This is a genomic window from Pedobacter alpinus (genome assembly GCF_042684645.1).
GTDB lineage: Bacteria > Bacteroidota > Bacteroidia > Sphingobacteriales > Sphingobacteriaceae > Pseudopedobacter > Pseudopedobacter alpinus.
Map to the genome: position 1 here is coordinate 37,436 of NZ_JBHULV010000023.1, position 26,132 is coordinate 63,567.

At 31.8% G+C, this 26,132-nt stretch carries 26 protein-coding genes; 25 read left to right on the forward strand and 1 reads right to left on the reverse strand.

Annotated elements, in window-relative coordinates; all coding sequences use genetic code 11:
* The first annotated feature begins 4 nt into the window (after positions 1 to 4).
* The 23 genes from rfbA (at position 5) to ACFSSE_RS07440 (ending at position 23,173) form a co-directional block, all read left to right on the forward strand.
* Positions 5 to 877, forward strand: coding sequence for a glucose-1-phosphate thymidylyltransferase RfbA (gene rfbA / locus ACFSSE_RS07330; protein ID WP_379047513.1), 873 nt, complete (start codon positions 5 to 7; stop codon positions 875 to 877).
* 196 nt (positions 878 to 1,073) lie between these two features.
* Positions 1,074 to 1,484: a four helix bundle protein gene (locus tag ACFSSE_RS07335; RefSeq protein ID WP_379047516.1), complete on the forward strand. Its 411-nt coding sequence runs from the start codon at positions 1,074 to 1,076 to the stop codon at positions 1,482 to 1,484.
* Between the two features lie 265 nt (positions 1,485 to 1,749).
* Complete coding sequence (gmd, locus tag ACFSSE_RS07340) at positions 1,750 to 2,904, forward strand: GDP-mannose 4,6-dehydratase (protein ID WP_379047519.1); 1,155 nt, start codon at positions 1,750 to 1,752, stop codon at positions 2,902 to 2,904.
* Between the two features lie 318 nt (positions 2,905 to 3,222).
* Positions 3,223 to 3,363 (forward strand): GIY-YIG nuclease family protein, encoded by a 141-nt coding sequence (locus ACFSSE_RS07345; protein WP_379047522.1) that lies wholly within the window; start codon positions 3,223 to 3,225, stop codon positions 3,361 to 3,363.
* Between the two features lie 331 nt (positions 3,364 to 3,694).
* Positions 3,695 to 4,015 (forward strand): nucleotidyltransferase domain-containing protein, encoded by a 321-nt coding sequence (locus tag ACFSSE_RS07350; protein WP_379047528.1) that lies wholly within the window; start codon positions 3,695 to 3,697, stop codon positions 4,013 to 4,015.
* Complete coding sequence (locus ACFSSE_RS07355) at positions 3,973 to 4,389, forward strand: nucleotidyltransferase substrate binding protein (protein WP_379047532.1); 417 nt, start codon at positions 3,973 to 3,975, stop codon at positions 4,387 to 4,389. The genes ACFSSE_RS07350 and ACFSSE_RS07355 overlap by 43 nt, the downstream gene beginning before the upstream one ends.
* Before the next feature lie 40 nt (positions 4,390 to 4,429).
* The gene (locus tag ACFSSE_RS07360; protein ID WP_379047535.1) at positions 4,430 to 6,928 is read left to right on the forward strand and encodes an SLBB domain-containing protein; all 2,499 of its coding nucleotides are present in this window, start codon (positions 4,430 to 4,432) and stop codon (positions 6,926 to 6,928) included.
* A gap of 4 nt (positions 6,929 to 6,932) precedes the next feature.
* Entirely contained in the window at positions 6,933 to 8,018 is a 1,086-nt protein-coding gene (locus ACFSSE_RS07365) for a Wzz/FepE/Etk N-terminal domain-containing protein (protein WP_379047538.1), read from the forward strand.
* Position 8,019: 1 nt separating this feature from the next.
* On the forward strand, positions 8,020 to 9,048 hold the full coding sequence (locus ACFSSE_RS07370) for an FAD-binding oxidoreductase (protein ID WP_379047541.1): 1,029 nt from the start codon (positions 8,020 to 8,022) through the stop codon (positions 9,046 to 9,048).
* A 9-nt stretch (positions 9,049 to 9,057) separates the two neighbouring features.
* Positions 9,058 to 9,828, forward strand: a complete 771-nt coding sequence (rfbF, locus tag ACFSSE_RS07375; protein WP_379047544.1) for a glucose-1-phosphate cytidylyltransferase — start codon at positions 9,058 to 9,060, stop codon at positions 9,826 to 9,828.
* Between the two features lies 1 nt (position 9,829).
* A complete protein-coding gene (rfbG, locus tag ACFSSE_RS07380; protein WP_379047547.1) occupies positions 9,830 to 10,921 on the forward strand; it encodes a CDP-glucose 4,6-dehydratase in 1,092 nt (363 codons plus the stop codon).
* Positions 10,918 to 11,454 carry a dTDP-4-dehydrorhamnose 3,5-epimerase family protein gene (locus ACFSSE_RS07385; protein WP_379047550.1) on the forward strand — a complete coding sequence of 179 codons (537 nt, stop codon included), beginning with the start codon at positions 10,918 to 10,920 and terminating at the stop codon, positions 11,452 to 11,454. Before rfbG ends, ACFSSE_RS07385 begins: the two co-directional genes overlap by 4 nt.
* 3 nt (positions 11,455 to 11,457) lie before the next feature.
* Positions 11,458 to 12,342, forward strand: coding sequence for an SDR family oxidoreductase (locus ACFSSE_RS07390; RefSeq protein WP_379047553.1), 885 nt, complete (start codon positions 11,458 to 11,460; stop codon positions 12,340 to 12,342).
* Complete coding sequence (gene rfbH / locus ACFSSE_RS07395; protein ID WP_379047556.1) at positions 12,326 to 13,588, forward strand: lipopolysaccharide biosynthesis protein RfbH; 1,263 nt, start codon at positions 12,326 to 12,328, stop codon at positions 13,586 to 13,588. The genes ACFSSE_RS07390 and rfbH overlap by 17 nt, the downstream gene beginning before the upstream one ends.
* 1 nt (position 13,589) lies before the next feature.
* Positions 13,590 to 14,912: an oligosaccharide flippase family protein gene (locus tag ACFSSE_RS07400; protein ID WP_379047560.1), complete on the forward strand. Its 1,323-nt coding sequence runs from the start codon at positions 13,590 to 13,592 to the stop codon at positions 14,910 to 14,912.
* Entirely contained in the window at positions 14,905 to 16,047 is a 1,143-nt protein-coding gene (locus ACFSSE_RS07405) for a hypothetical protein (protein ID WP_379047563.1), read from the forward strand. Before ACFSSE_RS07400 ends, ACFSSE_RS07405 begins: the two co-directional genes overlap by 8 nt.
* A 5-nt stretch (positions 16,048 to 16,052) precedes the next feature.
* Positions 16,053 to 16,838 (forward strand): glycosyltransferase family 2 protein, encoded by a 786-nt coding sequence (locus ACFSSE_RS07410; protein ID WP_379047566.1) that lies wholly within the window; start codon positions 16,053 to 16,055, stop codon positions 16,836 to 16,838.
* Positions 16,838 to 18,058, forward strand: coding sequence for a glycosyltransferase (locus ACFSSE_RS07415; RefSeq protein ID WP_379047569.1), 1,221 nt, complete (start codon positions 16,838 to 16,840; stop codon positions 18,056 to 18,058). The genes ACFSSE_RS07410 and ACFSSE_RS07415 overlap by 1 nt, the downstream gene beginning before the upstream one ends.
* Positions 18,058 to 19,305, forward strand: a complete 1,248-nt coding sequence (locus ACFSSE_RS07420; protein WP_379047572.1) for an O-antigen ligase family protein — start codon at positions 18,058 to 18,060, stop codon at positions 19,303 to 19,305. Before ACFSSE_RS07415 ends, ACFSSE_RS07420 begins: the two co-directional genes overlap by 1 nt.
* Positions 19,295 to 20,047, forward strand: coding sequence for a glycosyltransferase family 2 protein (locus ACFSSE_RS07425; RefSeq protein WP_379047575.1), 753 nt, complete (start codon positions 19,295 to 19,297; stop codon positions 20,045 to 20,047). Before ACFSSE_RS07420 ends, ACFSSE_RS07425 begins: the two co-directional genes overlap by 11 nt.
* 333 nt (positions 20,048 to 20,380) lie before the next feature.
* On the forward strand, positions 20,381 to 21,487 hold the full coding sequence (locus ACFSSE_RS07430) for a glycosyltransferase (protein ID WP_379047578.1): 1,107 nt from the start codon (positions 20,381 to 20,383) through the stop codon (positions 21,485 to 21,487).
* Entirely contained in the window at positions 21,480 to 22,292 is an 813-nt protein-coding gene (locus ACFSSE_RS07435) for a glycosyltransferase (protein WP_379047581.1), read from the forward strand. The genes ACFSSE_RS07430 and ACFSSE_RS07435 overlap by 8 nt, the downstream gene beginning before the upstream one ends.
* A complete protein-coding gene (locus ACFSSE_RS07440; protein WP_379047584.1) occupies positions 22,289 to 23,173 on the forward strand; it encodes an NAD-dependent epimerase/dehydratase family protein in 885 nt (294 codons plus the stop codon). The genes ACFSSE_RS07435 and ACFSSE_RS07440 overlap by 4 nt, the downstream gene beginning before the upstream one ends.
* 86 nt (positions 23,174 to 23,259) lie before the next feature.
* Here ACFSSE_RS07440 and ACFSSE_RS07445 read toward each other — a convergent pair whose 3' ends face one another.
* Entirely contained in the window at positions 23,260 to 23,667 is a 408-nt protein-coding gene (locus ACFSSE_RS07445; protein WP_379047587.1) for a helix-turn-helix domain-containing protein, read from the reverse strand.
* 151 nt (positions 23,668 to 23,818) lie between these two features.
* Here ACFSSE_RS07445 and ACFSSE_RS07450 point away from each other — a divergent pair, with 151 nt between their 5' ends.
* The gene (locus ACFSSE_RS07450; protein WP_379047590.1) at positions 23,819 to 24,478 is read left to right on the forward strand and encodes a DUF6266 family protein; all 660 of its coding nucleotides are present in this window, start codon (positions 23,819 to 23,821) and stop codon (positions 24,476 to 24,478) included.
* 208 nt (positions 24,479 to 24,686) lie between these two features.
* On the forward strand, positions 24,687 to 25,883 hold the full coding sequence (locus tag ACFSSE_RS07455; protein ID WP_379047593.1) for an ATP-binding protein: 1,197 nt from the start codon (positions 24,687 to 24,689) through the stop codon (positions 25,881 to 25,883).
* The last annotated feature ends 249 nt before the right edge of the window (positions 25,884 to 26,132 follow it).

Below are 26,132 nucleotides of genomic sequence, written 5' to 3' on the forward strand. Positions count from 1 at the left end.
CATTTTGAAAGGAATAATTTTAGCCGGCGGCACAGGATCAAGGTTGCACCCACTTACTTTAGCAGTAAGTAAACAAATGATGCCGGTGTATGACAAACCGATGATTTATTACCCTTTATCAACTTTAATGTTGGCAGGAATAAATGAAATATTAATCATCTCTACTCCCCAAGATTTATCAGGTTTCGAGAAATTGTTGGGCAATGGAGAAAACATGGGTTGCAAATTTTCTTATGCCGTACAACCTTCACCAGATGGCTTGGCACAAGCTTTTATTATTGGCGCCGATTTTATTGGTGATGATGCTGTTGCTTTGGTTTTAGGAGACAATATTTTCTACGGCGACGGAATGGCTAAATTAATGCAAGCCAATAATAACCCTAACGGAGGTGTTGTTTTTGCTTACCCAGTAACCGATCCGGAACGTTACGGAGTAGTGGAGTTTGATGAAAATAAAAAAGCAATTTCTATTGAAGAAAAGCCAGAAAATCCCAAATCAAATTATGCGGTACCTGGTTTATATTTCTATGACAACTCTGTTGTAGAAGTTGCAAAAAATATAAAACCCTCCCCAAGAGGCGAATTAGAAATTACCGATATTAACAAATACTATTTAGATAAAGGTTTATTAAAAGTTGGCTTGTTAAGTAGAGGAACTGCTTGGTTAGACACAGGGACTTTTGAATCTTTAATGCAAGCAGGTAATTTTGTACAAGTGATAGAAGAACGCCAAGGCTTAAAAATAGGCTGCATAGAAGAAATTGCTTACAGAATGAATTTTATTGATGCCAATCAGCTGCGTAAATTGGGTGAACCATTAGTGAAAAGTGGCTATGGTAAATATTTGATGGATATTGCAAGCGGGAAGATTTTGTAGGGAGCGAGAATAAGGAAAGACTGGAAAGGTGGAATGGTGGAAAACTAGAATAGTGGAAAGTTGGAATGGTGGAAAGTTGAAATGATTGAATGGTGGAAGATTGAGATGATGGAAAACTAGAATAGTGGAAAGTTGGAATGGTAGAATAGTGGAAAGGTGGAATGGTGGAAAACTGAAAGTTAAATAGTTTAAGTAAATGGAAAGAAAGAACATCAATAGAGGATTTAAACAGCTTCGGGTGTGGAATGATGCTATTGATTTATATGTGCTTTCTTATAAACTATTTTTGAATTTTCCTTTTGAATTAAAGAAAACAGCTGGTAATTGCATAGATAGTGTGCATAGTATTAGTAGGAATATTGCAGAAGGATATTGTAGAAAAGGGTTAAAGGAGTATCTTAACTTTTTAAATATTGCATTAGGCTCTAGTGGGGAATACCACTCATGCTTAGTTAGTTTTTTAAAAGCAACCCAAATCTCGAAAGAAGATTTTGAAAAATTAGATGAATTACATTTTAAGACTGAAAATGGGCTTATCCAATTAATCAAATCTTTACAACAAAAAATGAAAGATGGAACTTGGGAAGATAGTTTCCTTAGGGACTAGGATGGGAAGGTGGATGGATGGAACATGGGAAAGATGGAATGTGGGAAAGGTGGAATGTGGGAAAGGTGGAATAAATGGAAGAGAACCTTCCAATCGTTTAAAATTCCATTGTTCCAATAAAAAGATTTAACGGAAATTCCAACAATCCAAAATTCCTCTATTCTAAAAAGAATTGTTTAAAAATTAAATTTATAATAAAACGAAGAATTGAAATAGCAGAGCGTTCCAACCCTCCAACATTCCACTCTTCCAACAAATAACATACATGGCTAAAGTTGCTCTCATTACAGGAATTACAGGACAAGATGGTGCTTATCTTGCAGAGTTTTTATTAAAAAAAGGATATGAAGTTCACGGAATAAAAAGAAGATCTTCACTTTTTAACACCGATAGAATCGACCATTTATACCAAGACCAACACGAAGAAGGTGTTAAATTAACTTTGCATTATGGTGATTTAACAGATTCTACTAACTTAATTCGTTTGGTTCAAGAAATACAGCCTGATGAGATCTATAACTTAGGCGCTATGAGCCATGTTAAGGTATCTTTTGACTCTCCTGAATACGTAGCAAATGTAGATGGCATGGGCACTTTACGTATCTTAGAAGCCGTTAGGATTTTAGGTTTACAAAAAAAGACCAAAATTTATCAGGCCTCTACCTCAGAATTATACGGTGGTATGCCCGAAAATAAAAATGAAAAAGGATTTTACGATGAAAATTCTCCGTTTTATCCACGTTCTCCGTACGGAGTGGCTAAAATATATGGTTTTTGGATTACCAAAAATTATCGCGAAGCTTATGACATGTTTGCTTGTAATGGTATCCTTTTCAACCACGAAAGCCCATTACGTGGCGAGACTTTTGTTACACGAAAAATCACCAGAGCAGCAAGTAAGATTGCTTTAGGTTTACAAAATTGTTTATATCTAGGCAATTTGTCTGCCCAAAGAGATTGGGGACATGCTAAAGACTATATTGAAGCCATGTGGTTAATCTTACAGCAAGAAAAACCAGAGGATTTTGTGATTGCAACCGGAGTAACTACTACCGTTCGTGAGTTTGTAAGAATGAGTTTTGAGGAATTAGGTATTGCTGTAGAATTTAGCGGAAAAGATGATAACGAGAAAGGTGTAATCATTGATGTGGATCAAGAAAAAGCTAAAGAATTAGGCTTAAATGTTGATGCTTTAAAAATGGGACAAACTATAGTTAAAGTTGACCCAAAATATTATAGACCAACAGAGGTTGATTTATTATTAGGAGACCCAACTAAATCTAAAGAAAAATTAGGTTGGAAATTGAAATATGATTTACCGGCTTTGGTAAAAGATATGATTCAGTCTGATTTACATTTAACTAAGAAAGATCAATATTTAAAAGTTGGTGGTTACCAGACGATGAATTATTTTGAGTAGTGTGCTTCGACTCCGCTCAGCATGACAGGTAGTGCTTCGACTCCGCTCAGCATGACAGGTAGTGCTTCGACTCCGCTCAGCATGACAGGTAGTGCTTCGACTCCGCTCAGCATGACAGGTAGTGCTTCGACTCTGCTCAGCATAACAGGTAGTGCTTCGACTCCGCTCAGCATGACAGGTAGTGCTTCGACTCCGCTCAGCATGACAGGTAGAAAGGGTCAGTCTGAACGGAGAGTGAATTGTCAGCCTGAGCGGAGTCGAAGGCGGGTTTGAAGGTGCTTCGACTCCGCTCAGCATGACAAGTCAGAGAGACAAGAGATGAAATATTACTATGTTTATATTTTAAAATGCAGTGATGACAGTTACTATACTGGAGTAACAAATGATATTGAAAGAAGATTACAAGAACATGAAACTGGGTATAACCCAAATCATATACTCATTACAGAAGACCAGTAGCATTGGTGTTTTGTGAAGATTTTAATGACGTTAATCAAGCCATTGCTTTTGAGAAGCAAATAAAAGGTTGGACAAGAAAAAAGAAAGAAGCAATTATTACGGGTAATTGGGAAAAGTTGAAAGGACTGGCTGTTTGTAAAAACAATAGTAGTCATCATAACAAATAATGCTTCGACTCCGCTCAGCATGACAATTAGTGGTCAAGAAGGCAAAATGTCAGCCTGAGCGGAGTCGAAGGCAGGACAAGCAGGTGCTTCGACTCCGCTCAGCAGGACAAACAAGGTAGTCAGCCTGAGCGGAGTCGAAGGCAGGCAGGCAGAAAAAAAATAAAATGGAAAACTACATCAACATCGTAAAAGAAATTGTACTCAAAAGAGTGCCATTAGATGATTATGCTGTTTTCTTATTTGGAAGTAGAGCAGTGGGGAACAACCATCCCATGTCTGATATTGATATAGGTGTTTGGGGAGAAAAACCACTTTCAACAATAATTAAATTAGATTTAGAAGAAGAGTTACAAGAGAGTATTGTACCTTATAAAATTGATTTAATAGATTTTTTTGAAGTCAGCAAAGAATTTAAGCATTATGCTTTAGAAAAAATTAATGTATGGAACTTAAACAAAAATTCGACATTGAGTTATCCAGTTTAAATCAGGCAATTGATACCTATGAAAAAACTTTAGAAGTTGGTGCTGATGCTAAGTTTTCAGAAATAGAACTAGATTTAATAAAAAATGGTAAGATTCAGAAATTTGAATACTGTACGGAATTAGCTTGGAAAGTTTCGAAAATATTTTTAGAATTTCAAACAGCAGAAGTCTACATATCACCAAAAATGGTTTATAAAAATTTGTTTTTAAATAAATATCTATCAGAAGATTTATATTTGAATCTTTTTAAAACAATAGAAGATAGAAATAAATTAAGTCATGTTTATAAAGAAGAGATGTATAACGAGGTTTATAAAAATTTAAAAGAACACCTTAAAGCTTTTCAAAAATTGTTAATCATTTTAAATAAATAAGCACAGCAACATCTTTCAATTAAATAAGAACATCACATCAATGAATATAAAAAAAATAGCTTTATTCCTTTTTTTACTTACAGGAATAATGTTTTCACATCATGCCCAAGCGCAAAGCATTAATCAACAAAATTTCAGCAATGTTAGGGTTGACGAATTAACTGATGATCAAATCAGGAATTTTATTAAGCAGGTTCAATCTTCTGGTTTACCTGAATCACAGTTAGAAAACATGGCTTTATCAAAAGGTATGCAACCTTCAGAAATAGCCAAATTGCGAGCTAGAGTGGATGCTTTAAAATCTAAAACTTCGGCAACTGGTAGTTCAGATGCTACTGTAAAAGGAAAAGATGGTAGTGTACAAAGAAGTTTTGAAGGTCAGGTAGAAACCATTGCATCATCAGATAATAAAAAGACCGAGCAAGAATCGGATATAGCGGTTCAAAGTTTAAAATCAAAAATATTTGGGAGAGCTTTATTCTCTAATGCTGCAACTACATTCGAGCCTAATTTACGTTTACCTACTCCGCTTAATTATGTTTTAGGTACTGGTGACCAGTTACAAGTTGATATTTACGGTTATTCTGAAGTAAATTACAGTTTAACCATCAGTCCCGATGGAACAGTAAACATACCAAACGTAGGAGTTACTCCTTTAGCGGGTTTAACCATTGAAGCTGCAACAGCAAGAATCAAATCTAAATTATCAACCATATACTCTGCCTTAAACACAGGGCAAACTAAGTTAAGCGTTACACTTGGCAATATCAGAAGCATTAGGGTCATATTAAATGGTGAGGTAATGAAACCCGGCACTTACACCCTTCCATCCTTAGCTACGGTTTTTACAGCCTTATATTCTTCGGGAGGACCCTCAGATAATGGCTCTTTTAGAAGTGTAGAAGTGATTAGAAATGGTAGAAGAGTAGCTGTTTTAGATGTTTATGATTTTATTTTGAATGGTGATTTAAAAGGAAATATAGCTTTAAGAGATCAGGATATCATCAATATACCAGTTTATCAAAAAAGAGTGGAGATTGTAGGAGAGGTAAAAAGACCAGCTATTTTTGAACTAAAGCCTAAAGAAGATTTGAATAAATTATTAGACTTTGCTTCTGGCTTTACAGAAAAAGCATATAAAACTAGAATAAAAGTTTTAAAGAATACAGATACAGAGCGTAAGATTAGTGATGTTACTGCTGATCAATATGATTCATATATTCCAGAAAGTGGAGATAAGTATTTTGTGAATGAGATTTTAGACCGGTTTGAGAATAGAGTAACCATAGAAGGTGCTATATTTAGACCTGGTCAGTACGAATTAACCACAGGTTTAACCGTAAAAGAATTAATTTTAAAAGCAGAAGGCTTAAAAGAAGATGCTTTTAAAAACAGAGCATATATCACCCGTTTAACTGATGATTTAAATACAGAACTCATATCTCTTGATTTGAATAAGATCATGAATGGGCAAGAAAAAGATATCACACTAAAGCGTGAGGATGTCTTAAGTATTTCTTCCATATTTGATTTAAGAGAAGCATATAATGTAATTATAAACGGAGAAGTGAGAAGACCAGGTCAAATTCCTTTTTCAGAAAATTTAAGCTTAGAAGAATTGATCATCAAAGCTGGTGGTTTTAGTGAATCTGCCACTCCACAAAGAATTGAAATATCAAGACGTATAAAAAATTCTGATGCAAGCTCAAAATCTGCAAAAACAGCAGAAGTTTTCCAAATGACCATAGATAAAAACTTATCAATTGAAGCGGCTAAATTTGTTTTGGAACCATTTGATATAGTAACCGTTAGAACAGCACCTGGTTATGAAGTACAGAGACAGGTCAGAATTGACGGAGAGGTACTTTATCCTGGTTATTACACCATTACAAATAAAGATGAGCGGATTTCTGATTTAATTAAAAGAGCTGGTGGTTTAACCGCACAGGCATTTACAGACGGTGCATCATTAAAAAGAAATGGTTCATTTGATACACAATTAGACCGAGAAAAAGAGCAACAAAAAATACAGCAATTCCAAAAAATACAAAAAAACGCAAAAGATTCAACTGCATTAAACTTAGAAAATTTAGCCATTAGAAACTCCTTTGTAGGCATTAATTTAACCCGAGTTTTAGAAAAACCAAATACTAAACAAGATTTATTTTTAGAAGATGGAGATATTTTAAATGTTCCTAAAGAATTACAAACAGTAAAAGTAAGTGGGGAGGTTTTATCTCCAAATACGGTCATTTATAATAAGAATAGGACATTTAAGGCATATATATTAAGTGCAGGAGGCTTTGGGGAAAATGCTAAAAAAGGAAGGTCTTATGTGATATACGCCAATGGAGCTGTAAAAAGCACTAAAAAGTTTCTTTTATTTAATAATTATCCAGTGGTTAGAACAGGCGCAGAAATTTTTATACCAAAGAACTCTGAAAAACGTAAATTAACTCCTGCTGAAACTGTAGGTATTTTATCAGGCTTAGCCTCGTTTGGAGCTATCATTTTAGGGGTAATTAATTTTATTAAATAACAGAATGTTAAAGGAAGAAAATAATTTACAACCCAATTTAGCCACTGGTAATGATGAAATTTCCTTAAAAGAGCTGATTCTTAAACTACAAGAATGGTGGGATTTCTTATGGAGTAAATGGGTGATAATTTTAATCGCAGGTCTTATAGGGGGGCTATTAGGTTTAGCTTATGCCATTTTTAAAAAGCCTACATACACGGCTGAAACCACTTTTGTATTAGAAGATGGAGAAAGTGGGGGAGGATTAGGGCAATATGCAGGTTTGGCTTCAATGGTTGGTGTTGATCTTGGAGGCGGAGGAGGAATCTTCAAAGGAGATAATATTTTGGAATTATACAAATCAAGAAAGATGATTTCTGAAACCTTATTGGCTAGAGATACTTTTGAAAATAAAGAACAATTATTAATAAACCGCTACATAGAATTTAATGAATTAAAGAAAGAGTGGAATGAAAAGCCTCAGCTTAAAGATATTAACTTTGATAATTCATCTAATCTTACGAGAACCCAAGATTCTATTCTGAGTAATTTTATGGAGACCATCAACAAGAATGTTTTGGAAGTTACCAAACCAGATAAAAAACTATCCATCATATCCGTAAAAGTTAAATCTAACGATGAGTTATTTGCGAAATCATTTGCTAATAATATTGTCAGCAAAGTCAATCAATTTTACGTAATTACTAAAACAAAAAAATCTATTGACAATGTTACTATTTTAGAAAAGCAAGTGGATAGTGTGCGTAGGGTGTTAAATTCTAGTATAGGTGGGGTTGCAGCAGCAGTGGATGCAAATCCTAATTTGAATGCTGCATTTCAATCTTTAAGGGTAAATTCGCAAAAGAAGCAAGTAGATGTACAAGCCAGTAGTGCAATTTATCAGGAATTGGTAAAAAACTTAGAACTCGCTAAAGTTACCTTAAGAAAAGAAAGACCCTTGATTCAAGTAATCGATGAACCAGTTTTTCCTTTAAAAAAGGACAAGCTTGGAAAAGCTAAAGGAATTATATTTGGGGGGATAATCTTTGGTTTTTTAACTGTGTTATTTCTGATACTTAGAAAAGTATTACGTTCAACTATTGCTAATTAATATGCAAAACTATACGCTTAAAGTTATAGCTATAAGAAGAGAAACACAAGATACCATTACGCTTTGTTTCAAACAACCCGGTTTAAAAAAAATTAAATACCAAGCAGGTCAATATCTGACCCTAATTTTTAGAATTAATGGACGTAGGTATATCAGACCTTATTCTTTTTCCTCTGCACCAAGTGTTGATATTGACTTAGAAGTAACTGTAAAACGTGTTCCAAACGGCATAGTATCTAACCATATTAATGATGTGGTGAAAGAGGGTGATGTGATAGAAGCAATGCAGCCTATGGGAGATTTTGTTTTACCTGATACAGAAATAAAGAATGTATTTTTATGGGGGGCGGGTAGTGGAATAACTCCCTTAATTTCTATAGCCAAATACACTTTATCAGTTCACAAAGAAGCTTCGGTCAAATTAATATATGGTAATAAGCTTAAAGAAAGCACTATATTTTATGATGAAATTAATAAACTTTGCCGCTTACATCAACATAAATTTAAATCTTGGCATTTCCATACTCGTTTAAGCATTGAGGAAAATTTGCCGGATGTGATACAGGGAAGAATAAACCCAAGCACCGTGATAGATATATTAAATCACGAAGATTTGAAAGAAAGTTTACATTTTATATGCGGGCCTGTAGGACTTAAAGAGTCTGTAAAGAATAAACTAACAATTTCTGGTATTCCTGACAGTAATATCTTCTCAGAAGATTTCGAACTCGTTAAAAATCCTAAAGATTTTGAAGAGATAGAAACACAAAATGTCACCTTATTTTTCCAAGAGAAAAGTACTGTTTTGGAAGTAATTAAAGGTAAAAGTATCTTAGAAACAGCATTAGATGCAAATATAGAATTACCTTATTCTTGTCAAACAGGGAATTGTAGTACTTGTAAAGGAAAATTAAAGACTGGAAAACTAAAGATGATTGGCTTAAGAGAACAAAGAACAGATTTAGGGATTGACGAATTTTTATTATGTTGTAGCCATCCTTTAGATGGTGAGGTTTATATAGAATGTTAAATTATTAGTATGAAAGTAGTAATCTTGGCTGGTGGCTTAGGCACCAGATTATCGGAAGAGACTGTATTAAAGCCAAAACCAATGGTAGAAATTGGGGGAATGCCTATTCTGTGGCATATTATGAAGATTTACTCCGCCCATGGTTTTAATGATTTTGTAGTTTGTTTGGGATATAAGGGGTATGTGGTAAAAGAGTATTTTGCTAATTATTTTCTACATAAATCTGACGTAACAATTGATATGTCTGATAATTCAATAAAGGTACATGATTCCCAAGCAGAACCTTGGAAAATCACCTTAGTTGACACAGGTAACGAATCTATGACAGGTGGAAGAATTAAAAGGGTTCAATCACATGTAGGTAATGAACCATTTATGCTTACTTATGGTGATGGGGTAAGTGATGTAAACATTACAGAATTAGTTAAATTTCATCAATCTAATAAAAAACTTTGTACGGTTACTGCTGTTCAACCTTCAGGAAGATTTGGAGCTTTAAATTTAAGCGAAGATCAAACTGTTAATTCATTTTTGGAAAAACCAAAGGGTGATGGTGCTTGGATTAATGGTGGTTTTTTTGTTTGTCAGCCTGAAGTTTTTAATTACATTGAAGGAGATAGCACAATTTTTGAAAAAACCCCAATGGAGAAAATTGCTGCCGATGGTGAAATGAAAGCTTTTAACCATGCTGGTTTCTGGAAACCTATGGATACCTTAAGAGATAAACATGAACTAGAAGAAGATTGGGCAAACAACCAAGCAAAATGGAAAATTTGGTAATATGAGTTTTAATAATATTTATAAAGGCAAAAAAGTATTAATAACTGGACATACCGGTTTTAAAGGATCTTGGCTAGCAATTTGGCTTAAAGAATTAGGCGCAGAGGTTTTCGGGTATGCTTTAGAACCGTATTCGGAAATTGACAATTTTGTTACTTGCAATTTGGAAAATGAAATTAACCATACCATTGGCGATGTTAGAGATGGATTAGCTCTCAAAAAATATTTTCAAAAAGTACAACCCGATTTTGCTTTTCATTTAGCAGCACAGCCACTGGTATTATTATCTTATCAAGACCCGGTATACACTTTTGAAACTAATTTAATTGGCGTAGTTAATTTTTTAGAGGCGGTAAGGTCTACTCCCTCAATTAAAGCTGCTATAAATGTGACTTCAGATAAATGTTATGATAATAAAGAGTGGGTATGGGGTTATCGCGAAAATGAACCTATGGGAGGAAAAGACCCATACAGCGCATCAAAGGGTTGTGCAGAATTAATTACTCATTCTTATCTTGAATCATTTTTTAAAGCCGAAAACACCTGTAACATTGCTTCTGCAAGAGCTGGGAATGTAATAGGTGGTGGCGATTGGGCAGCCGATAGAATTATTCCCGATTATTTTAGAGCATATCAAAAAAATGAGAAGCTATTGTTACGTAATCCTTATGCTACAAGACCTTGGCAACATGTTCTTGAACCACTAAGTGGTTATTTAACTTTGGGGGCTGCACTTTATCAACAAGGTAAAAAATTTTCTGGAGGTTGGAACTTTGGACCAGAAGACTTTGTTAATTATTCTGTTAAAGAATTGATCGATGAAACATTGAAATTTGATAGTAGAGGAGGGTATTTAATTCCTGAATTAACAGAAAAACCTCATGAGGCCAATCTTTTAAAACTAGATATTTCCAAAGCTATAAGCCAATTAAAATGGAAACCTGTCTTAAGCTTTAAAGAAACAGTAGATTTTACCTTTAAAGGTTATAAAGATGATTTGGAAAGCCCAAGTGCAAATTACGAGAACAGAATAACACAAATAAAAGAATATTCTGAAAAAGCCATTGCTAAAGAAATAAATTGGGCGTTATGATAATTGAATCAACCTTTATATCAGATTTGTACCTAATTAAATTAAATCAGATAAGTGATTTAAGAGGTTCATTTACAAAAACCATACACAAAGAAACATTTGATACTTACTCCATAGACAGTAATTTCACAGAATCATTTTACTCAAAGTCGCATAAAAATGTGATAAGAGGTATGCATTTTCAAATTCCTCCAGATGATCATAGTAAGCTAGTTTATTTAATATCTGGATCAATCTTGGATGTAATTTTAGATATTAGAAAAGAATCCCCAACCTATGGTAAGTTTTTTTCAATAGTTATCACAGCAGATAATCCTCAAGCAATTTATATTGGAAAAGGTCTGGCGCATGGCTTCAAGTCTTTAGAGGATAACTCTGTAGTAGAATATCATACTACAACTTCGCATAGTAAACAAAATGAAACTGGCATTAAGTACAGTTCATTTGGTTTTGACTGGGGTAGCGAAAATGACATTCTTTCAGAAAGAGATTTAAATTTTAAAAACTTTATTGATTTTAACAGTCCGTTTTAATAGATGAATATACTAATAGTTGGTGCATCTGGTTTAGTTGGAGGAAACATCTACCATCACTTAAAAGCAGTTTCTGAATTTAATATTTATGGTACATATAATTCTTTTGAAGTACCTAATCTTATTAGGTTTAACTCTTCAATTAATTATAAAAGTTATCCGAAAATTATCTTGGAAACAGCTTGGGATGTAATAATCCATACTGGAGCATTAACAAACGTTGATTTTTGTGAAGAAAACATTGCAGACAGTGAGTATTATACGGTTGAGTCAACGATAAATTTAGTAAAGCTTTCAAAAGTTCACCATTCAAAACTAATTTATATATCCACCGATTATATATTTGACGGTAAAGATGGTCCTTACAGAGAAGATGCACAAGTTAACCCATTATCTATTTATGGAAAGCACAAACTAATATCAGAAAACATTGTTAGTCAACTAAATGATTACCTTATACTTAGAATAACAAATGTTTACGGAGACGAGCTCAGAAATAAAAATTTTCTTTCAAGAATAACACAAGATTTGTTATTAGGTAATGAAAAATCAGTTTCAGGTGCCACTGATCAATTTGCTTCTCCAATTAATGCTTTAGATATTGCAAAAGCCATATTTAATTTAATTATAGATGATAAAAAAGGTGTTTATCATTTAGCTTCAACTGATTATTTAAGTAGGGTTCAATTTCTACAAATAATAAAAAAATATTTTAATTTATTGAAAATAGAATCTTACAAAACAAGCGATCTTAAACAAAAAGCGGAAAGACCATTAAGAGGAGGTCTTAATGCAGAAAAATTTTTAACTGAATATTCTGATTTTCATTTTACCAATATTGATGACTATATCTTAAAATTATTAAAAGCACATGACGCAAAACTTTAACTTAAAAACATTTAAAACACCTATTGCCGGTAAAGACTACATTCCTGTAACAGGAAAAATCATAGAAGAAGACGACCTACTACTTTGTATGGAGTCTGTTGCCGATGGCTGGCTAACTGCCGGTAGATTTGCAAACCAATTTGAATATGAATTTGCAAAATATTTTGGCGCTACCAAAGCATTGCTTGTAAACTCTGGCTCCTCTGCAAATTTAGTTGCTTTTTATGCTTTAACATCCCCTAAATTAGGTGATAGAGCAATTAAACCTGGCGATGAAGTCATTACTGTTGCAGCAGGGTTTCCTACTACCGTAAATCCGATTATACAATTTGGTGCGGTTCCCGTGTTCATTGATGTAGATATTGCTACACATAATGTAATGGCTGATCAAATTGAGTTGGCTGTTTCTCCTAAGACCAAAGCAATTATGATTGCTCATTCTTTAGGTAATCCATTTGATTTAGAAGAAGTAATGCGTGTTGCTAAAGAATATAATCTTTGGGTAATTGAAGATGATTGCGATTCTTTAGGTGCAACTTATAACGGTAAAAAAACGGGTACTTTTGGCGACTTATCAACCTTTTCATTTTATCCTGCACACCACATGACTATGGGGGAAGGCGGGGCAGTTATCGTTAATAATCCAGAGTTAGCAAAAATTGCAGAAAGCTTTAGAGACTGGGGACGTGACTGCTACTGTGAACCTGGAAAAGATAATACCTGTGGTTGCCGTTTTGGGCAACAACTAGGCTCATTGCCTTATGGTTATGATCATAAATACACCTATTCTCATATTGGTTTCAATTTAAAAGTTACCGATATGCAGGCTGCATTAGGCGTTTCTCAGTTAAAGAAGTTAGATAGATTTATTGAAAAAAGAAGAGAAAATTTTAAAATTCTTCATGAAAAAATGAAAGAATTTGAAGAAATATTTATTCTCCCAGAACCTACTTTAAACTCTAATCCTTCTTGGTTTGGTTTTTTACTAACACTAAGAGAAGGTGATGCTAATGACCGTCACATGCTAGTACAACATTTAGAAGAGAAAAAGATTGGTACAAGGTTACTATTTGCTGGTAATTTATTAAGACAGCCCGCTTACACCAATATTGAACATAGAGTTGTTGGCGACTTAAAAAATACAGATACCATCATGAATAACTCCTTTTGGTTAGGAGTTTGGCCTGGGTTGGATGAAAGTCATTATGATTATATTGCAGAAGTTATCAGAGAGTACTTAGTCTGATATGCTTATTTCTGAATTAACTTCCATTTCGCGTTCAAAAAATCTCAATAGACAGATTATAATTTCTTTTTTTTTGAAATTTTTCAGTCTCTCTCTTGGACTCCTAATTATTCCTAAAACTTTAGGAATTTTAGGTTCGAATCAGTATGGTGTTTGGCTAACTATTCTTTCAATTGTATCATGGTTAGTGACGTTTGATGTAGGAATAGGAAATGGACTAAGAAATAAATTAGCTGAATCATTAGCAATTGATGATTATGAATCTTCCTGTAAATATATTAGTACTGGTTATTTTTCATTAACAATTATTAGTCTATTTATTATGGTTATTGTAAGTTTAATCATCCCTTTTGTTAATTGGACAGTAGTGTTTAACACAGTTTCAATTAATAATGAAGAGTTAAAAAAAACTATGTTCGTAATAAGTATAGCGGTACTAGTAAATTTTATAATAATTATTGTGAATCAAATTATGAATGCGTTCCAGAAAGCCGCATACACAAATTTTGTTTCAATTTTACACAGCAGCTTTTTTTTAATTATTTTATTAGTTATAAAAGATATTCACGATTTATACACTGTCACAAAATTTTATTCATTAAGTTTAGTTCTTAGTGGACTAGTAGTTTCGTTTTTTTTCTATCGAACAAATTTTAACTATATTCCAAAAATAAAATGGATAGATTTAAGTAAGGCAAAAGAAATCCTTCAATTAGGTGGTAGCTTTTTTATTATACAGATTGCAACTGTATTTATGTTTTCTACATCGAGTATATTGATTATTCAATTATTAAGTTCAATTGATGTCTCCATTTATAATGTAACTTTTAGATTATTCTCGACCTTATCTTTGGTTTTTTCTATTGTTGTAACACCCTATTGGTCAGCATTTACAGAAGCCTTTAAAAAGTCAGATTTTAAGTGGATAAAAACTTCTATGGTTAAGCTACATGTTTATTTAGCCTTAACTATAATCATAGCTATTTTGTTAGTTATTTCTCATCAATTTATCCTTGATTTATGGTTAGGTAAAAACAAGCTAATTCCTGGGTTTACTGTAGCACTAATGATGGGTGTTTACGTTATTATATTAAGTTGGAGCAATATATATTCACATTATCTTAACGGTATAGGTAAATTAAAAATGCAAACAATACTAGCGGTTATACAAGCAATTATGGTAATACCCTTATGTTTTTTATTTACTAAATTTTTGAATATGGGATTATCCGGAATTATGTTAAGTTTGATATTTAGCCTCTTACCATTTGCAATAATTGGACCTATAGTCTCAATAAAATCCTTAAAGTCAATTAATGTATAAAAAATATATTGTATCAGGAGTTAGTCCGGGACCTGCTGGAGTTGGTAGAGTTGTTGAATATCTAAAAGAGCATTCGTTAAATACGTTATTTTTATTGCCGCCTTCTGGAAGAATCGTGTTACTGAAAAAAGCTATCAAAAGTTTTCAGATTTCATTAATAATAAAAGGATTATTAGAGTTTTATAGTTACATAATCAAAAATTATATTTTTAAATGGAAGTTAAAATATATAAAAAATAAAAATATAATTATACTACATCCACAAACAATCGGCTTCAAAACTGTTATGAGGCTGATAGATAGAAATAACGTCACAATTTATATTATGGATAACAGTTTTTTCTGTATCAAATCTTATAATTATAATGAAATTTTAAAATCCTCTTGTGTTTTATGTCTAAATATGGAATATCGTAATTCAGAGAAATACAACTGTACACCATACCCCATTAACTACTCTTATTCAGAATATTATGATTTTTTGGATTTTTTAAAAGATAAATCCCATAAATTAAGATTTTTAACACAAAGTAAAGGACAAACAGAATTGCTAAAAAAGCAGTTTGGTGAGTTAATTCAAACTCAAGAAATAGGATTATTAACTTCCGATTTATTCCAAGATGATGTGATATTAAAAAATGAATTTGAAAATTTTGATATTGTTTTTCATGGTGACGCATCTTTAGCGAAAGGAGGATTGTACGTATTTGAATTAGCTAAACACTTGAGTCAATATACTTTTTTATTTCCTTTTCTGACGGAAATTCATGATATACCCGAAAATGTAACTTTTAAAAAGATGAACTGGAATACGGGTTTAAAAGAGTATATAATTAATTCTAAATTGACCTTTTGTCCGTCTATTTGGGCAGCACCTATTGAAGGAAGTGTTCTTAAAACATTGAAATTATCAATCCCGTTAGCGGTCTTTAATACTGAATTTGCTTTTTCTAATGAAATTGATGACGATGCTGTTATTAAATTATCAGGAGATTTACGAAAAGATATTTCTATTATTGATGATTTTTTAAAATTAAAAAAAGAAGACCGTTTAATAAAAGGTGCGAAAGGTAAAGAGTACATATTGAATAAAATAAATAAAATGACTGAAAATTTCAATCACACTTTCAGATAATTTTCATGCTAAAAAGTTCTAAGCCTTTGATAAGTATTATTACTGTTGTTTTTAACGGTGAACATCTTATTGAGAAAACAATCCAAAGTGTACTAAATCAAAAATTTAATAATTTCGAATATATAGTTATTGATGGTGCTTCTACAGATAGTACTAAAAAAATTATATATAATTATGAGGCTAGGATTAATAAAATTATCTCTGAGCCTGATTTGGGAATTTATGATGCTATGAATAAAGGAATTAAATTAGCTAATGGTTGCTTTATTTTTTTCTTAAACTCAGGAGATATTATCTTTAATGAAACATTTTATGAAATTTTTCTCAACAAAGAAAACCTGCAATATGATGTTATTTATGGTGACATAATTCGTTCAACTGTTAATCAATTAATTGTATCAAAAGATATAAGTTTTATTAACTACGGAATGCCATTTTGTCATCAAGCTGTGTTAGTTAAAGCTGAATTGTGTAAAACCTATCTTTTTAATACTCAATATAAGATAGCCGCAGATTATAACTTTTTCCTAAGCTTGTTTTTATTAAAATTTAAATTTCAAAGAATAAATGTAGCTTTCGGTGAAATAGATACTTCAGGAATATCAAATACAGCTTATTTTACAACAACAAAAGAATATTTGAATATTATTAGAAGAAATTATAATGGAATAAAATCGGTAAAAAAAATTTATAAATATATTGCCCACAATAAAAAAAGTTTATTGTTCAAATTTGTAATAAATTTAATGGGGATTAAAATTTATAGTAAACTAAAAGGTATAATCAATTAATGAAAGTACTACACATTACATCTGCTGGTAAGTTAGCTGGTGCAGGTTTAGCCGCATTAAATTTGCATGAAGAGTTACTAAGAAATGGGATAGATAGTAGAATTCTATTTTTAAAGGAAAACGAAAATAAAAATAAAAGAGTTTTTTCTTATGTAAAGTCGTTCAAGACTAGACTCTTACAGAAATTCACATCTTTCATAGATAGATGTTTAATTATAAAATACAAAACAAATAAATCTTATCTTTTTTCAGCTTCAATTTTTGGTTTGGGAATTCATAATCATCCATTAATAAAAGAAGCAGATGTGATACACCTCCACTGGATTAATCATGCCTTTTTATCAATAAAAGATATTTCAAAAATTAATAAACCAATAGTTTGGACAATGCATGATATGTGGGCCTTTACTGGTGGTTGTCACTATGCTTATGACTGTACTTCTTTTACTTCTAGCTGTGGATTTTGCCCAGTTTTAAACAGTAAAAATAAAAATGACCTATCTCATTATATTCTACAAACTAAATTAAAATATTTAAATCACAAATTCATCAACTTTGTGGCTATAAGTTCATGGATGATGGAATTGGCAAATAATAGTTTCTTTTTGAAAAACAAAGTTAAAAACATAGTTTTCAGTGGAATTAATTCTTCGATTTTCTTCTTTCAAGATATGAAAGCAGATTTTAGGAAAGAATTAAAACTTCCTTTAGATAGAAATATTATCCTTATAGGAGCGGGTGACATACATAATCCAGCAAAAGGTGTGTCATTTACAATGGACGCATTAAAAGAGTTAGATAATGAGATTTTAATTATAAATTTCGGTCATGGAACAATAGACAATGATTTGATAAAAAAGGAAGTTATTAATGTAGGATTTATAAGTGATAAATACTTGATGGCAAAATATTACCAAGCGTCAGATGTTTTTTTATCTACTTCTATTGCAGAAGCTTTTGGAATGACTTTAGCAGAAGCACAATGTTGTGGAACTCCTGTAGTGGCATTTTCTAAAGGAGGTCCGAAGGACATTGTAGAACATGATAAATCGGGTTATTTAGCCGAATTTGGAGATACCAATCTCCTCACTAAGTATTTATGTGTTAGTTTAAATTTAGAATATAATCATAAACTCATTTCAGAAAATGCTATTAAAAAGTTTTCTTTAGAAAAAACTTCTAAAAACTATGTTGATTTATATTTAAAGGCATTGAATTGATGTTAAAAAATATCCAACTTTTTTTTATCTGGTTAGCTATTTTAATGGCTTTTCCCTTTTCAATTTCAAATGCTTATGAATTACCTGCAAAGCCAATCATTTCTATATGCACAGTGATTTTATTAGGATTCTCTCTACTTTACATTTTTAAAAGTAGACTCAATAAGGTAGTGATAATTATGTTGTTGGTTCAAATCTTTACAGCCATTACTTTTATTATAATTCACATGGATTCTGCTTACGTCAATTTCTCTTTGCAGTTAATAATTGTTCTGATAATTTTCATTTTACTAGAAAACGGATTATATATCCAATTTTGTAAACAATTATTAGGATTTGTTTCAGTTATGGCTGTGTTTTCTGTAATTATTTTCTTTTTATGTTTAGTATTTAATGTTGCTCCGCTAAATGAATTTACTAATCCAGATGGCAGGCCTGGTTATAATTTTATCATCACTTTTACAAATGTTTATTTTGATGTTGGTGCCTTTAAAATTATAAGACCCTCAGGTTTTTTTGATGAACCAGGGACTCTTTCCTTTTATTTAATAATTGGAACATTATTGAATGATTTACTTTTTCAATATAAAAGGATAAGAATTGTCCTTTTAGTATGTGGAATATTTACATTGTCTTTAGCCTTTTATGCTTTATTAATATTATACCTATGTTTTAGGTATAAGAAAAGATATTTATCAAAAATAGTTTTAGCTACATTTATTGTGGTTCTAATTAGCACTTTTGCAATATCAAGTTTAGATGAAGAAAAACAAACGTTATTATACGGATATACCTTTGGTAGAATTGAGAATATATTTGATGATAAGAGTAAATCTGATGATACGTATTTTCAAGGAGATAATAGATCTGACTTAATTGAGAATTCATTTTTCGCAATTCGTGATTCTCCAATAATAGGTCAAGGTCTTTCATACAGAACAAATACATCATCTGTAATATATGGAAAGTTTGTGGGTGCAAATCCTCTTTCTTTATTTGCCATTCATGGATTATTTGGCGGAGTTATATTTTCTTTACATTTATTTTATTACCTATGGGTTTGTTTTAAAACCAGAAGATTTAATTTAGAAATAAAGTCAGCAATTATCTTGGCTTTATTGATTTTACAAAGACCCGATTACGTAGGGGGCATTCTACCCTATATCAATATATTAATATTACTCTATGCTACAAAACAACATAAATTATCCAATACCCCTGTTTACAATTATAACAGTGGTATTTAATGATAACAAATTTATTAATAGGACTATAGACTCTGTTATTTCTCAAAATAATGTAGAATTAGAATATATAATAATTGACGGTGGCTCAACCGATGGAACTTTGGAAAAGATTGTTTCATATGGGAGCAAAATCACAGTTTTACTATCAGAGCCAGATAAAGGAATTTATGATGCTATGAATAAAGGAATTGCATTAGCAAAAGGTAAATGGCTAATTTTCATGAACTCTGGAGATATTTTTAATAACAATTTTACATTAAATTCTATTAAGAAGTATTTAAATGAAGATTATGATATAATTTACGGAAATACCAAAGCATACTATGATGATTTGGACTTAGAGGTGAAATTTGAAGCAGAAGAACCATCGTTATTATTAACTAAGATAGTTATGAATCATCAAAGTTGTATTATAAGAAAAGATTTTCACATTAAAAATCTTTATAATACATCGTATAAAATTTGTGCTGATTATGATATGGTGTTAAGAAGCTATTTAAACAATGTTAAGTTAAAAAAAATTGACGAAACCTTAGCGCTGGTTTCCATTGGAGGAGTGTCCGACGCAAATAGAAAACGAACTTTTAAAGAGATTTATTTGGTTCAAAAAGCAAATGGTTTAAAGAAAGCTTTGTTAATATATTGCAAAAATATGGGTTATCATTTTGCCGTAAAATCTATTAAAGCAGTTTTCTCAAAGAATTTATATAATTTCTTACACAAGAAAAAATATGTTAAGTAAACTATATTTTAATTTTCTAAACATGTTTGCTCAATATAGAATCCATAAAATTTTAGTCTGGAAAATATTGTAGTTTTAGCGATATTTTTTTAACGTGATTCATTATTTTATAAATTTTTTGTTTGACTCTTTATATATTAATCAGTGTAGTGTAGTATGAAAAACTGAATAGTTTGTTGAATATGTTAAATCTATAGTTTTGTGCTAGAAAAATTAAAATATTTACAAGTTACACAATTTACACAACCAAATCAATTTTACTTCTATGTATTATACTAAAAATACATTCATTTTAAACAATAAAAAACAATATCTAAATCAAATTTAAATATTATGAGAAAAGTAATTGTTATCAGTGGCGCAAACTTATTTAGTGGAGGTACACTAACAATTATGCAAGATTGTCTGAAATATTTAAGTCAAAGTAGAGCAAAGGAGTACCATATAATTGCACTTATTAATGACTTAGAAAACTTTAAAGAAATAGATAATATAGAATTTATGGAGATACCCTCAATGAGGAAAAGCTATTTTCATAGATTGTATTACGAATATTATAAATATAAAACTTTATCTAACACTTTAAACCCCTATTTATGGCTATCTATTAATGATATGTCTTCTAATGTTACTGCAAAACATCGAGCTGTCTATTGTCACAATCCATCTCCATTCAGGAAAACAACAATTAACGATGTTCTTGATCAGCCTCAGTTATTCTTTTTTACTTTATTTTATAAGTATTTATATAAAATAAATATTCACAAGAACGATTACGTAATTGTTCAACAAAATTGGATTAAGAATGAGTTTATCAATTTTTTTAATTTGAATCCTGAAAAAATAATAGTTGCTAGACCTCTTGATGAATCGCCTTCAATAGCCATAAACTTAGAAACATCAGAAATAATTTTCTTTTACCCTGCTGTTTCAAGGCCTTTCAAAAATTTCGAAGTAATAATTCAGGCGGTTAAGTTATTAAAACAAAAAACCAATAAAAATTTTAATGTTGTATTAACGATTGATGGATCTGAAAACAACTATGCTAAGAGAATGATTGAATTAGCATCTGGAATTAAAGAAATTCAGTTTACTGGCTTTTTAAGTCGAGACAAAGTTATTCAATACTATAAAAAAGCTAGTTGTTTAATTTTCCCGTCAAAGCTCGAAACCTGGGGCTTACCTATCACAGAATTTAAGGCATATCATAAACCTCTATTTTTGGCAGATTTACCTTATGCAAAAGAAACTTTGGGGAAATATGATAAAGCCATTTTCTTTAATACAGCTGATGCTAAACAATTATCTGAATTAATGTTTCAGGTAATTAATTCTCAACCTCTAAAATATTCTAATACCGAAGAAGTAAAATATGAAAACCCATCTACTAAAAATTGGAAAGAATTGTTCAATATTTTATTAAAAAAGAATAATGAATAAAATAACTGCCTCCATTGTTGTTTATAATAGTGATATTGATATTTTAAGAAATTTTGCTGAAAAGGTGAAAAGTTTCTATAAAGTTGAACTTTGTATTATTGATAACTCGTTAACTAACAAGATTTGTCTCGATATAGAAGATTTGAAAATTGGTTACATTCACAACCCAACCAACCCTGGTTTCGGTGCAGCCCATAACATAGCTATAGAAAAGTCAATAGCGTCTGGCTGTAAATATCATTTCATCATCAATCCAGATATTAGAATAGAAGAAGATGTTTTTACTCCAATGGTAAACTATATGGAACAACATCAGGAAGTTGGAATGATGATGCCTAAGATTTTAAATGAAGATGGTACAGTTCAGAATCTACCAAAACTACTGCCTCATCCTGCTTGGATTTTTCGCAGGAAATTAAAAAAAATTGACCCATTAGGAAAACAATTTATTGATAATTATGAACTACGAAACTTCCCTAAAGAGAAAATCTATAATGTTCCTATTCTTTCAGGATGCTTTACTTTGTTAAGATTAGATTCCATTAAAGAAATAGGAATGTATGATGAGAATTTCTTTATGTATTTTGAAGATTTCGACCTTTCGAGAAGAATGCATACAAAATTCAAAACTATCTATTATCCAGAGGTTTCTGTTTACCATGGATATGAAGGTGGAGCAAATAAAAGCTTTAAGTTGTTTAAAATTTTCTTAAAATCTATGTTTACCTATTTTAATAAATGGGGCTGGTTTTTTGATGTTGAACGCAAAAGACTTAACAAGGAAACACTAAATCAGTTTAAATGATAATCATTACCGGCTCTTCCGGCTTCGCAGGAACAAACCTAATCAGCTACCTACAAGATTTTGATAAACAGGAACTATCCTTAAGATATCAACCAAGTCAAGAAATCGATTTACAAAATGCGGATGCTATTATTCACCTCTCCGGCAAAGCCCATGATCTAAAAAAAGTATCTCAACCTCAGGACTATTATGAAGCAAATTTTGAGTTAACTAAACAATTGTATGATGCATTCATCAAATCGGATGCTAGAAAATTCATTTTTATCAGTTCTGTAAAAGCAGCTGCGGATTCAGTGAATGGTTTCTTACCAGAAGATGTAATACCAAACCCTCAAACGCATTACGGTAAATCTAAATTGATGGCAGAGGAATATATCAAATCACAAACACTTCCAGCAGGAAAATCATACTATATCCTGAGACCATGTATGATTCACGGACCTGGCAATAAAGGAAATCTAAACCTATTGTATCAGTTTGTTAAAAAAGGTATCCCCTACCCTTTAGCCGCTTTTGAGAATCAGCGTTCTTTTTTAAGTGTCGAAAATTTATGTTTTGTGATCAAAGAATTGCTAGAGCGGGATATTCCTTCGGGGATTTATAATTTAGCAGATGATGAGGCCTTATCAACTAATGAACTAGTAGCAGAAATTGCAAAAACATTAAATCTTAAACCTAAACTTTGGGCGATACCCGCCAAACTCATTCAATCATTAGCAAAAGTGGGTGATGTACTGAAACTCCCTTTGAATAGCGAACGATTAGGCAAATTGACCGAAAACTATGTAGTTTCCAATCAGAAAATTAAAAAAAATTTAGGTAAGGAATTACCTATAAGCACAAGAGCAGGACTGAAAAAAACAATTAGCTCTTTTAACTGAAATTAAATTTTAATCTTTCCTTTTCAACAATTCCACCTACTCACGCTCGCTTTCCAATAAACGCTCATACAGCTCCACCACTTTGTCTAAAGGGTTAAATGCGCAATGCACAAATTGTTTGAAGAGAAGAATGCTCCAGAACCACTCTGATGATTGAATGTGTTGAAATAATTTACGATTCCTTCTTCGCTGAATCCCTTTAACCCTTCTACCGAAATTCCCAAAACACCCGCAATTTTGTCTAGAATTGTTTCATCAACCTCCTCACTCTGTTCAATCCTAGAAATGGCTTGTTGGCTCATGCCCAATTCCATGGCCAAATGATCTTGTTTCATCTCTCTAATTTCTCGGATGCGAAAATTTTTCTGCCAATATGTATTTGCTGAGGTTTTGCTACTGTTTCCATAAATCAATATCATTAAAATAAAAAACAATTCATTTTTGGTTGAATGTAAAAACGCTTGGAATTCACAACTGATGTAAGCAAAAATCATTTTTTAGAATAATAGATTAACAGGTACCTTACAGGGACAAAACAGGAATATTTTAGTAATATTAATCGTATATCATTACTGTTAAGTACCTATAAATTTCCCACTATTTTATTTTTTAATAATATTTAATTATATTAGTAAAAAAATATCTATGGCAAAATATGAATTTGGAATCCATGGTCCTTTTTCTGGCAAGGTAGGAACAGTGGTAGGTTGCACTTGGAAAGGCATTCCTTATATGCGCAGTTTACCAAGAAAAAGAACAGGTAAAATTTCAGAGGCGGAAAAAAATAACCGCTTGAAATTTGCAATGGCGCAGGAATGGTTAAAGCCTCTTACTCCCTTTTTAAGGGTAGGATTTAAAGCCTATACGGAGCGTGTAGAAGGATTTGGTGCGGCTAAATCTTACCTACTGAAAAATGCCATCATCACGAACGATAGCCAATTTTCAATTGCCCCAGAAAAAATGTTGGTTAGCTTTGGATCTTTAATAGGTCCGGAAGATGCACAGGTCAGTTTTCAAGAAGATGATACACTCATATTTAATTGGAAAGCTTGTGCTGCCCGTCACCCCAATGCGCTTGACCAAACCTTATTAGTGGTGTATTGTTTGGAAGAAAAAGAAGCTGTTTATCAAACTACTGGCGCTTTTCGTAAAAGCGGAACCGATGAATTGCAATTACCACAGAATTTTAGAAATAAGGATTTGTTGATTTATATGGCTTTTGTAGCCGCAGATCGTTCGAATCAGTCTAATAGTGTTTTTTTAGGCATTTCGACTCCGCTCAATGTGACATCCGACGCTGCCTAATGTGACATTCGACTCCGCTCAATGTGACATCCGACGCTGCCTAATGTGACATCAACTCCCCTCAATGTGACAATAACTAATCAATGAATATTTGCTTTAAATGTTAATGGATTAGAAGCCAATTTGAGACCGAACTAATTTGAAGACGCTACAATTGTTTATCCTGCTATACAAAATTTAACTATATTTGCTTAATAGACTAAGCAAAATGGAACATCTATTTGAAAAATACCAACAAAAATTACGATTAACTCAGATTGATTTTGTGCGTTCTGCAATGGAAGAAATTAATTGGGAGGCTAGGTTAATAGGTATAAAAGGCGCAAGAGGAATAGGGAAAACCACTCTTTTATTGCAATACATTAAGTTGAATTTAAATGATTCTTTAACGGAAACTTTATATGTAAGTTTAGATACGCTATGGTTTAATACCCATTCTCTTGTAGATTTAGCCACAGATTTTGTAAAAAAAGGGGGGAAATATCTTTTTTTAGATGAGGTTCATAAATATGCAGGCTGGGCGCAAGAAATCAAGAATATTTATGATGATCAACCTAATTTGAAAATTGTTTTTACTGGTTCTTCCTTGCTAGAAATACTGAATGCAAGAGCAGATTTGAGTAGAAGAGCAGTGGTCTATCACATGCAGGGATTTTCTTTTAGAGAGTATATAGGTTTGGAAACTGGAATTGTTTTTAAAAAGCTTTCATTAAATCAATTATTAGAAAATCATTTAAAAGAAGCAAGTTTGATTAATGAAGTAATTAAACCCTTTCAATATTTTGATCGGTATTTAAGTCAAGGTTATTATCCATTTTATAAAGAACAACCAGAACTATATCAGAGTCGTTTAGAACAAGTGATTAATATGATTTTAGAAATTGAATTACCATTATTGAGAGGTGTAGAATTATCATACATTAGAAAAGTAAAACAATTATTGGTGATTATTTCAGAATCAGTACCTTTTATCCCTAATGTGAGCAAATTAAGTGAAAAAATAGGACTCAATAGAGCTACTTTATTATCGTATTTGCATTATTTAGATGAAATAGGCTTAACTAAAAATTTATTTAAGGAGGCGTATGGAATCAGCAGATTACAAAAACCTAGTAAGATTTACCTAGAGAACACCAATCTCATTTTCACATTAAGTAAAGAAAATGCCAATGTTGGAAATATTAGAGAAACCTTTTTTGCTAATCAGCTTGCTTATCATCATCAATTGACCTATACAGAAAATGGAGATTTCTTAATTAATGATAAATACCTTTTTGAAATTGTCGGAAAAAACAAAAATAATCAACAAATAAAAGATTTGTCCAATGCCTATATTGCTGCAGACGATATAGAATATGGTTTTGGTCATAAAATCCCTTTATGGCTTTTTGGATTTCTTTATTGATGCAATTTTTTACGATTTAGAGACGATGATCATGCTTTGTCGGTTGTCCTGCTGAGCGGAGTCGAAGCATAAAGCCCATCGCACCCCTTCGACTCCGCTACCATTAACGTTTTTTATGATCACCTATTAATTAGGCTGCTAAAAGCAGAGCCGTTTTGTCCTGCTGAGTAGAGTCGAAGCATAAAGCCCACCGCTCCCCTTCGACTCCGTTCAGGGTGACGTCCACTTGTAATGGTGGTAAATTATGAG

Excerpts from the sequence above, each read along its gene's own strand:
- ACFSSE_RS07335 (WP_379047516.1), top strand. The coding sequence starts at position 1,074 with ATGGAAAGAAAGAACATCAATAGAGGATTTAAACAGCTTCGGGTGTGG.
- gmd (WP_379047519.1), top strand. The coding sequence starts at position 1,750 with ATGGCTAAAGTTGCTCTCATTACAGGAATTACAGGACAAGATGGTGCT.
- ACFSSE_RS07345 (WP_379047522.1), top strand. The coding sequence starts at position 3,223 with ATGAAATATTACTATGTTTATATTTTAAAATGCAGTGATGACAGTTAC.
- ACFSSE_RS07350 (WP_379047528.1), top strand. The coding sequence starts at position 3,695 with ATGGAAAACTACATCAACATCGTAAAAGAAATTGTACTCAAAAGAGTG.
- ACFSSE_RS07355 (WP_379047532.1), top strand. The coding sequence starts at position 3,973 with ATGGAACTTAAACAAAAATTCGACATTGAGTTATCCAGTTTAAATCAG.
- ACFSSE_RS07360 (WP_379047535.1), top strand. The coding sequence starts at position 4,430 with ATGAATATAAAAAAAATAGCTTTATTCCTTTTTTTACTTACAGGAATA.
- ACFSSE_RS07365 (WP_379047538.1), top strand. The coding sequence starts at position 6,933 with ATGTTAAAGGAAGAAAATAATTTACAACCCAATTTAGCCACTGGTAAT.
- ACFSSE_RS07370 (WP_379047541.1), top strand. The coding sequence starts at position 8,020 with ATGCAAAACTATACGCTTAAAGTTATAGCTATAAGAAGAGAAACACAA.
- rfbF (WP_379047544.1), top strand. The coding sequence starts at position 9,058 with ATGAAAGTAGTAATCTTGGCTGGTGGCTTAGGCACCAGATTATCGGAA.
- rfbG (WP_379047547.1), top strand. The coding sequence starts at position 9,830 with ATGAGTTTTAATAATATTTATAAAGGCAAAAAAGTATTAATAACTGGA.
- ACFSSE_RS07385 (WP_379047550.1), top strand. The coding sequence starts at position 10,918 with ATGATAATTGAATCAACCTTTATATCAGATTTGTACCTAATTAAATTA.
- ACFSSE_RS07390 (WP_379047553.1), top strand. The coding sequence starts at position 11,458 with ATGAATATACTAATAGTTGGTGCATCTGGTTTAGTTGGAGGAAACATC.
- rfbH (WP_379047556.1), top strand. The coding sequence starts at position 12,326 with ATGACGCAAAACTTTAACTTAAAAACATTTAAAACACCTATTGCCGGT.
- ACFSSE_RS07400 (WP_379047560.1), top strand. The coding sequence starts at position 13,590 with ATGCTTATTTCTGAATTAACTTCCATTTCGCGTTCAAAAAATCTCAAT.
- ACFSSE_RS07405 (WP_379047563.1), top strand. The coding sequence starts at position 14,905 with ATGTATAAAAAATATATTGTATCAGGAGTTAGTCCGGGACCTGCTGGA.
- ACFSSE_RS07410 (WP_379047566.1), top strand. The coding sequence starts at position 16,053 with ATGCTAAAAAGTTCTAAGCCTTTGATAAGTATTATTACTGTTGTTTTT.
- ACFSSE_RS07415 (WP_379047569.1), top strand. The coding sequence starts at position 16,838 with ATGAAAGTACTACACATTACATCTGCTGGTAAGTTAGCTGGTGCAGGT.
- ACFSSE_RS07420 (WP_379047572.1), top strand. The coding sequence starts at position 18,058 with ATGTTAAAAAATATCCAACTTTTTTTTATCTGGTTAGCTATTTTAATG.
- ACFSSE_RS07430 (WP_379047578.1), top strand. The coding sequence starts at position 20,381 with ATGAGAAAAGTAATTGTTATCAGTGGCGCAAACTTATTTAGTGGAGGT.
- ACFSSE_RS07435 (WP_379047581.1), top strand. The coding sequence starts at position 21,480 with ATGAATAAAATAACTGCCTCCATTGTTGTTTATAATAGTGATATTGAT.
- ACFSSE_RS07440 (WP_379047584.1), top strand. The coding sequence starts at position 22,289 with ATGATAATCATTACCGGCTCTTCCGGCTTCGCAGGAACAAACCTAATC.
- ACFSSE_RS07445 (WP_379047587.1), bottom strand. The coding sequence starts at position 23,667 with ATGATTTTTGCTTACATCAGTTGTGAATTCCAAGCGTTTTTACATTCA.
- ACFSSE_RS07450 (WP_379047590.1), top strand. The coding sequence starts at position 23,819 with ATGGCAAAATATGAATTTGGAATCCATGGTCCTTTTTCTGGCAAGGTA.
- ACFSSE_RS07455 (WP_379047593.1), top strand. The coding sequence starts at position 24,687 with ATGGAACATCTATTTGAAAAATACCAACAAAAATTACGATTAACTCAG.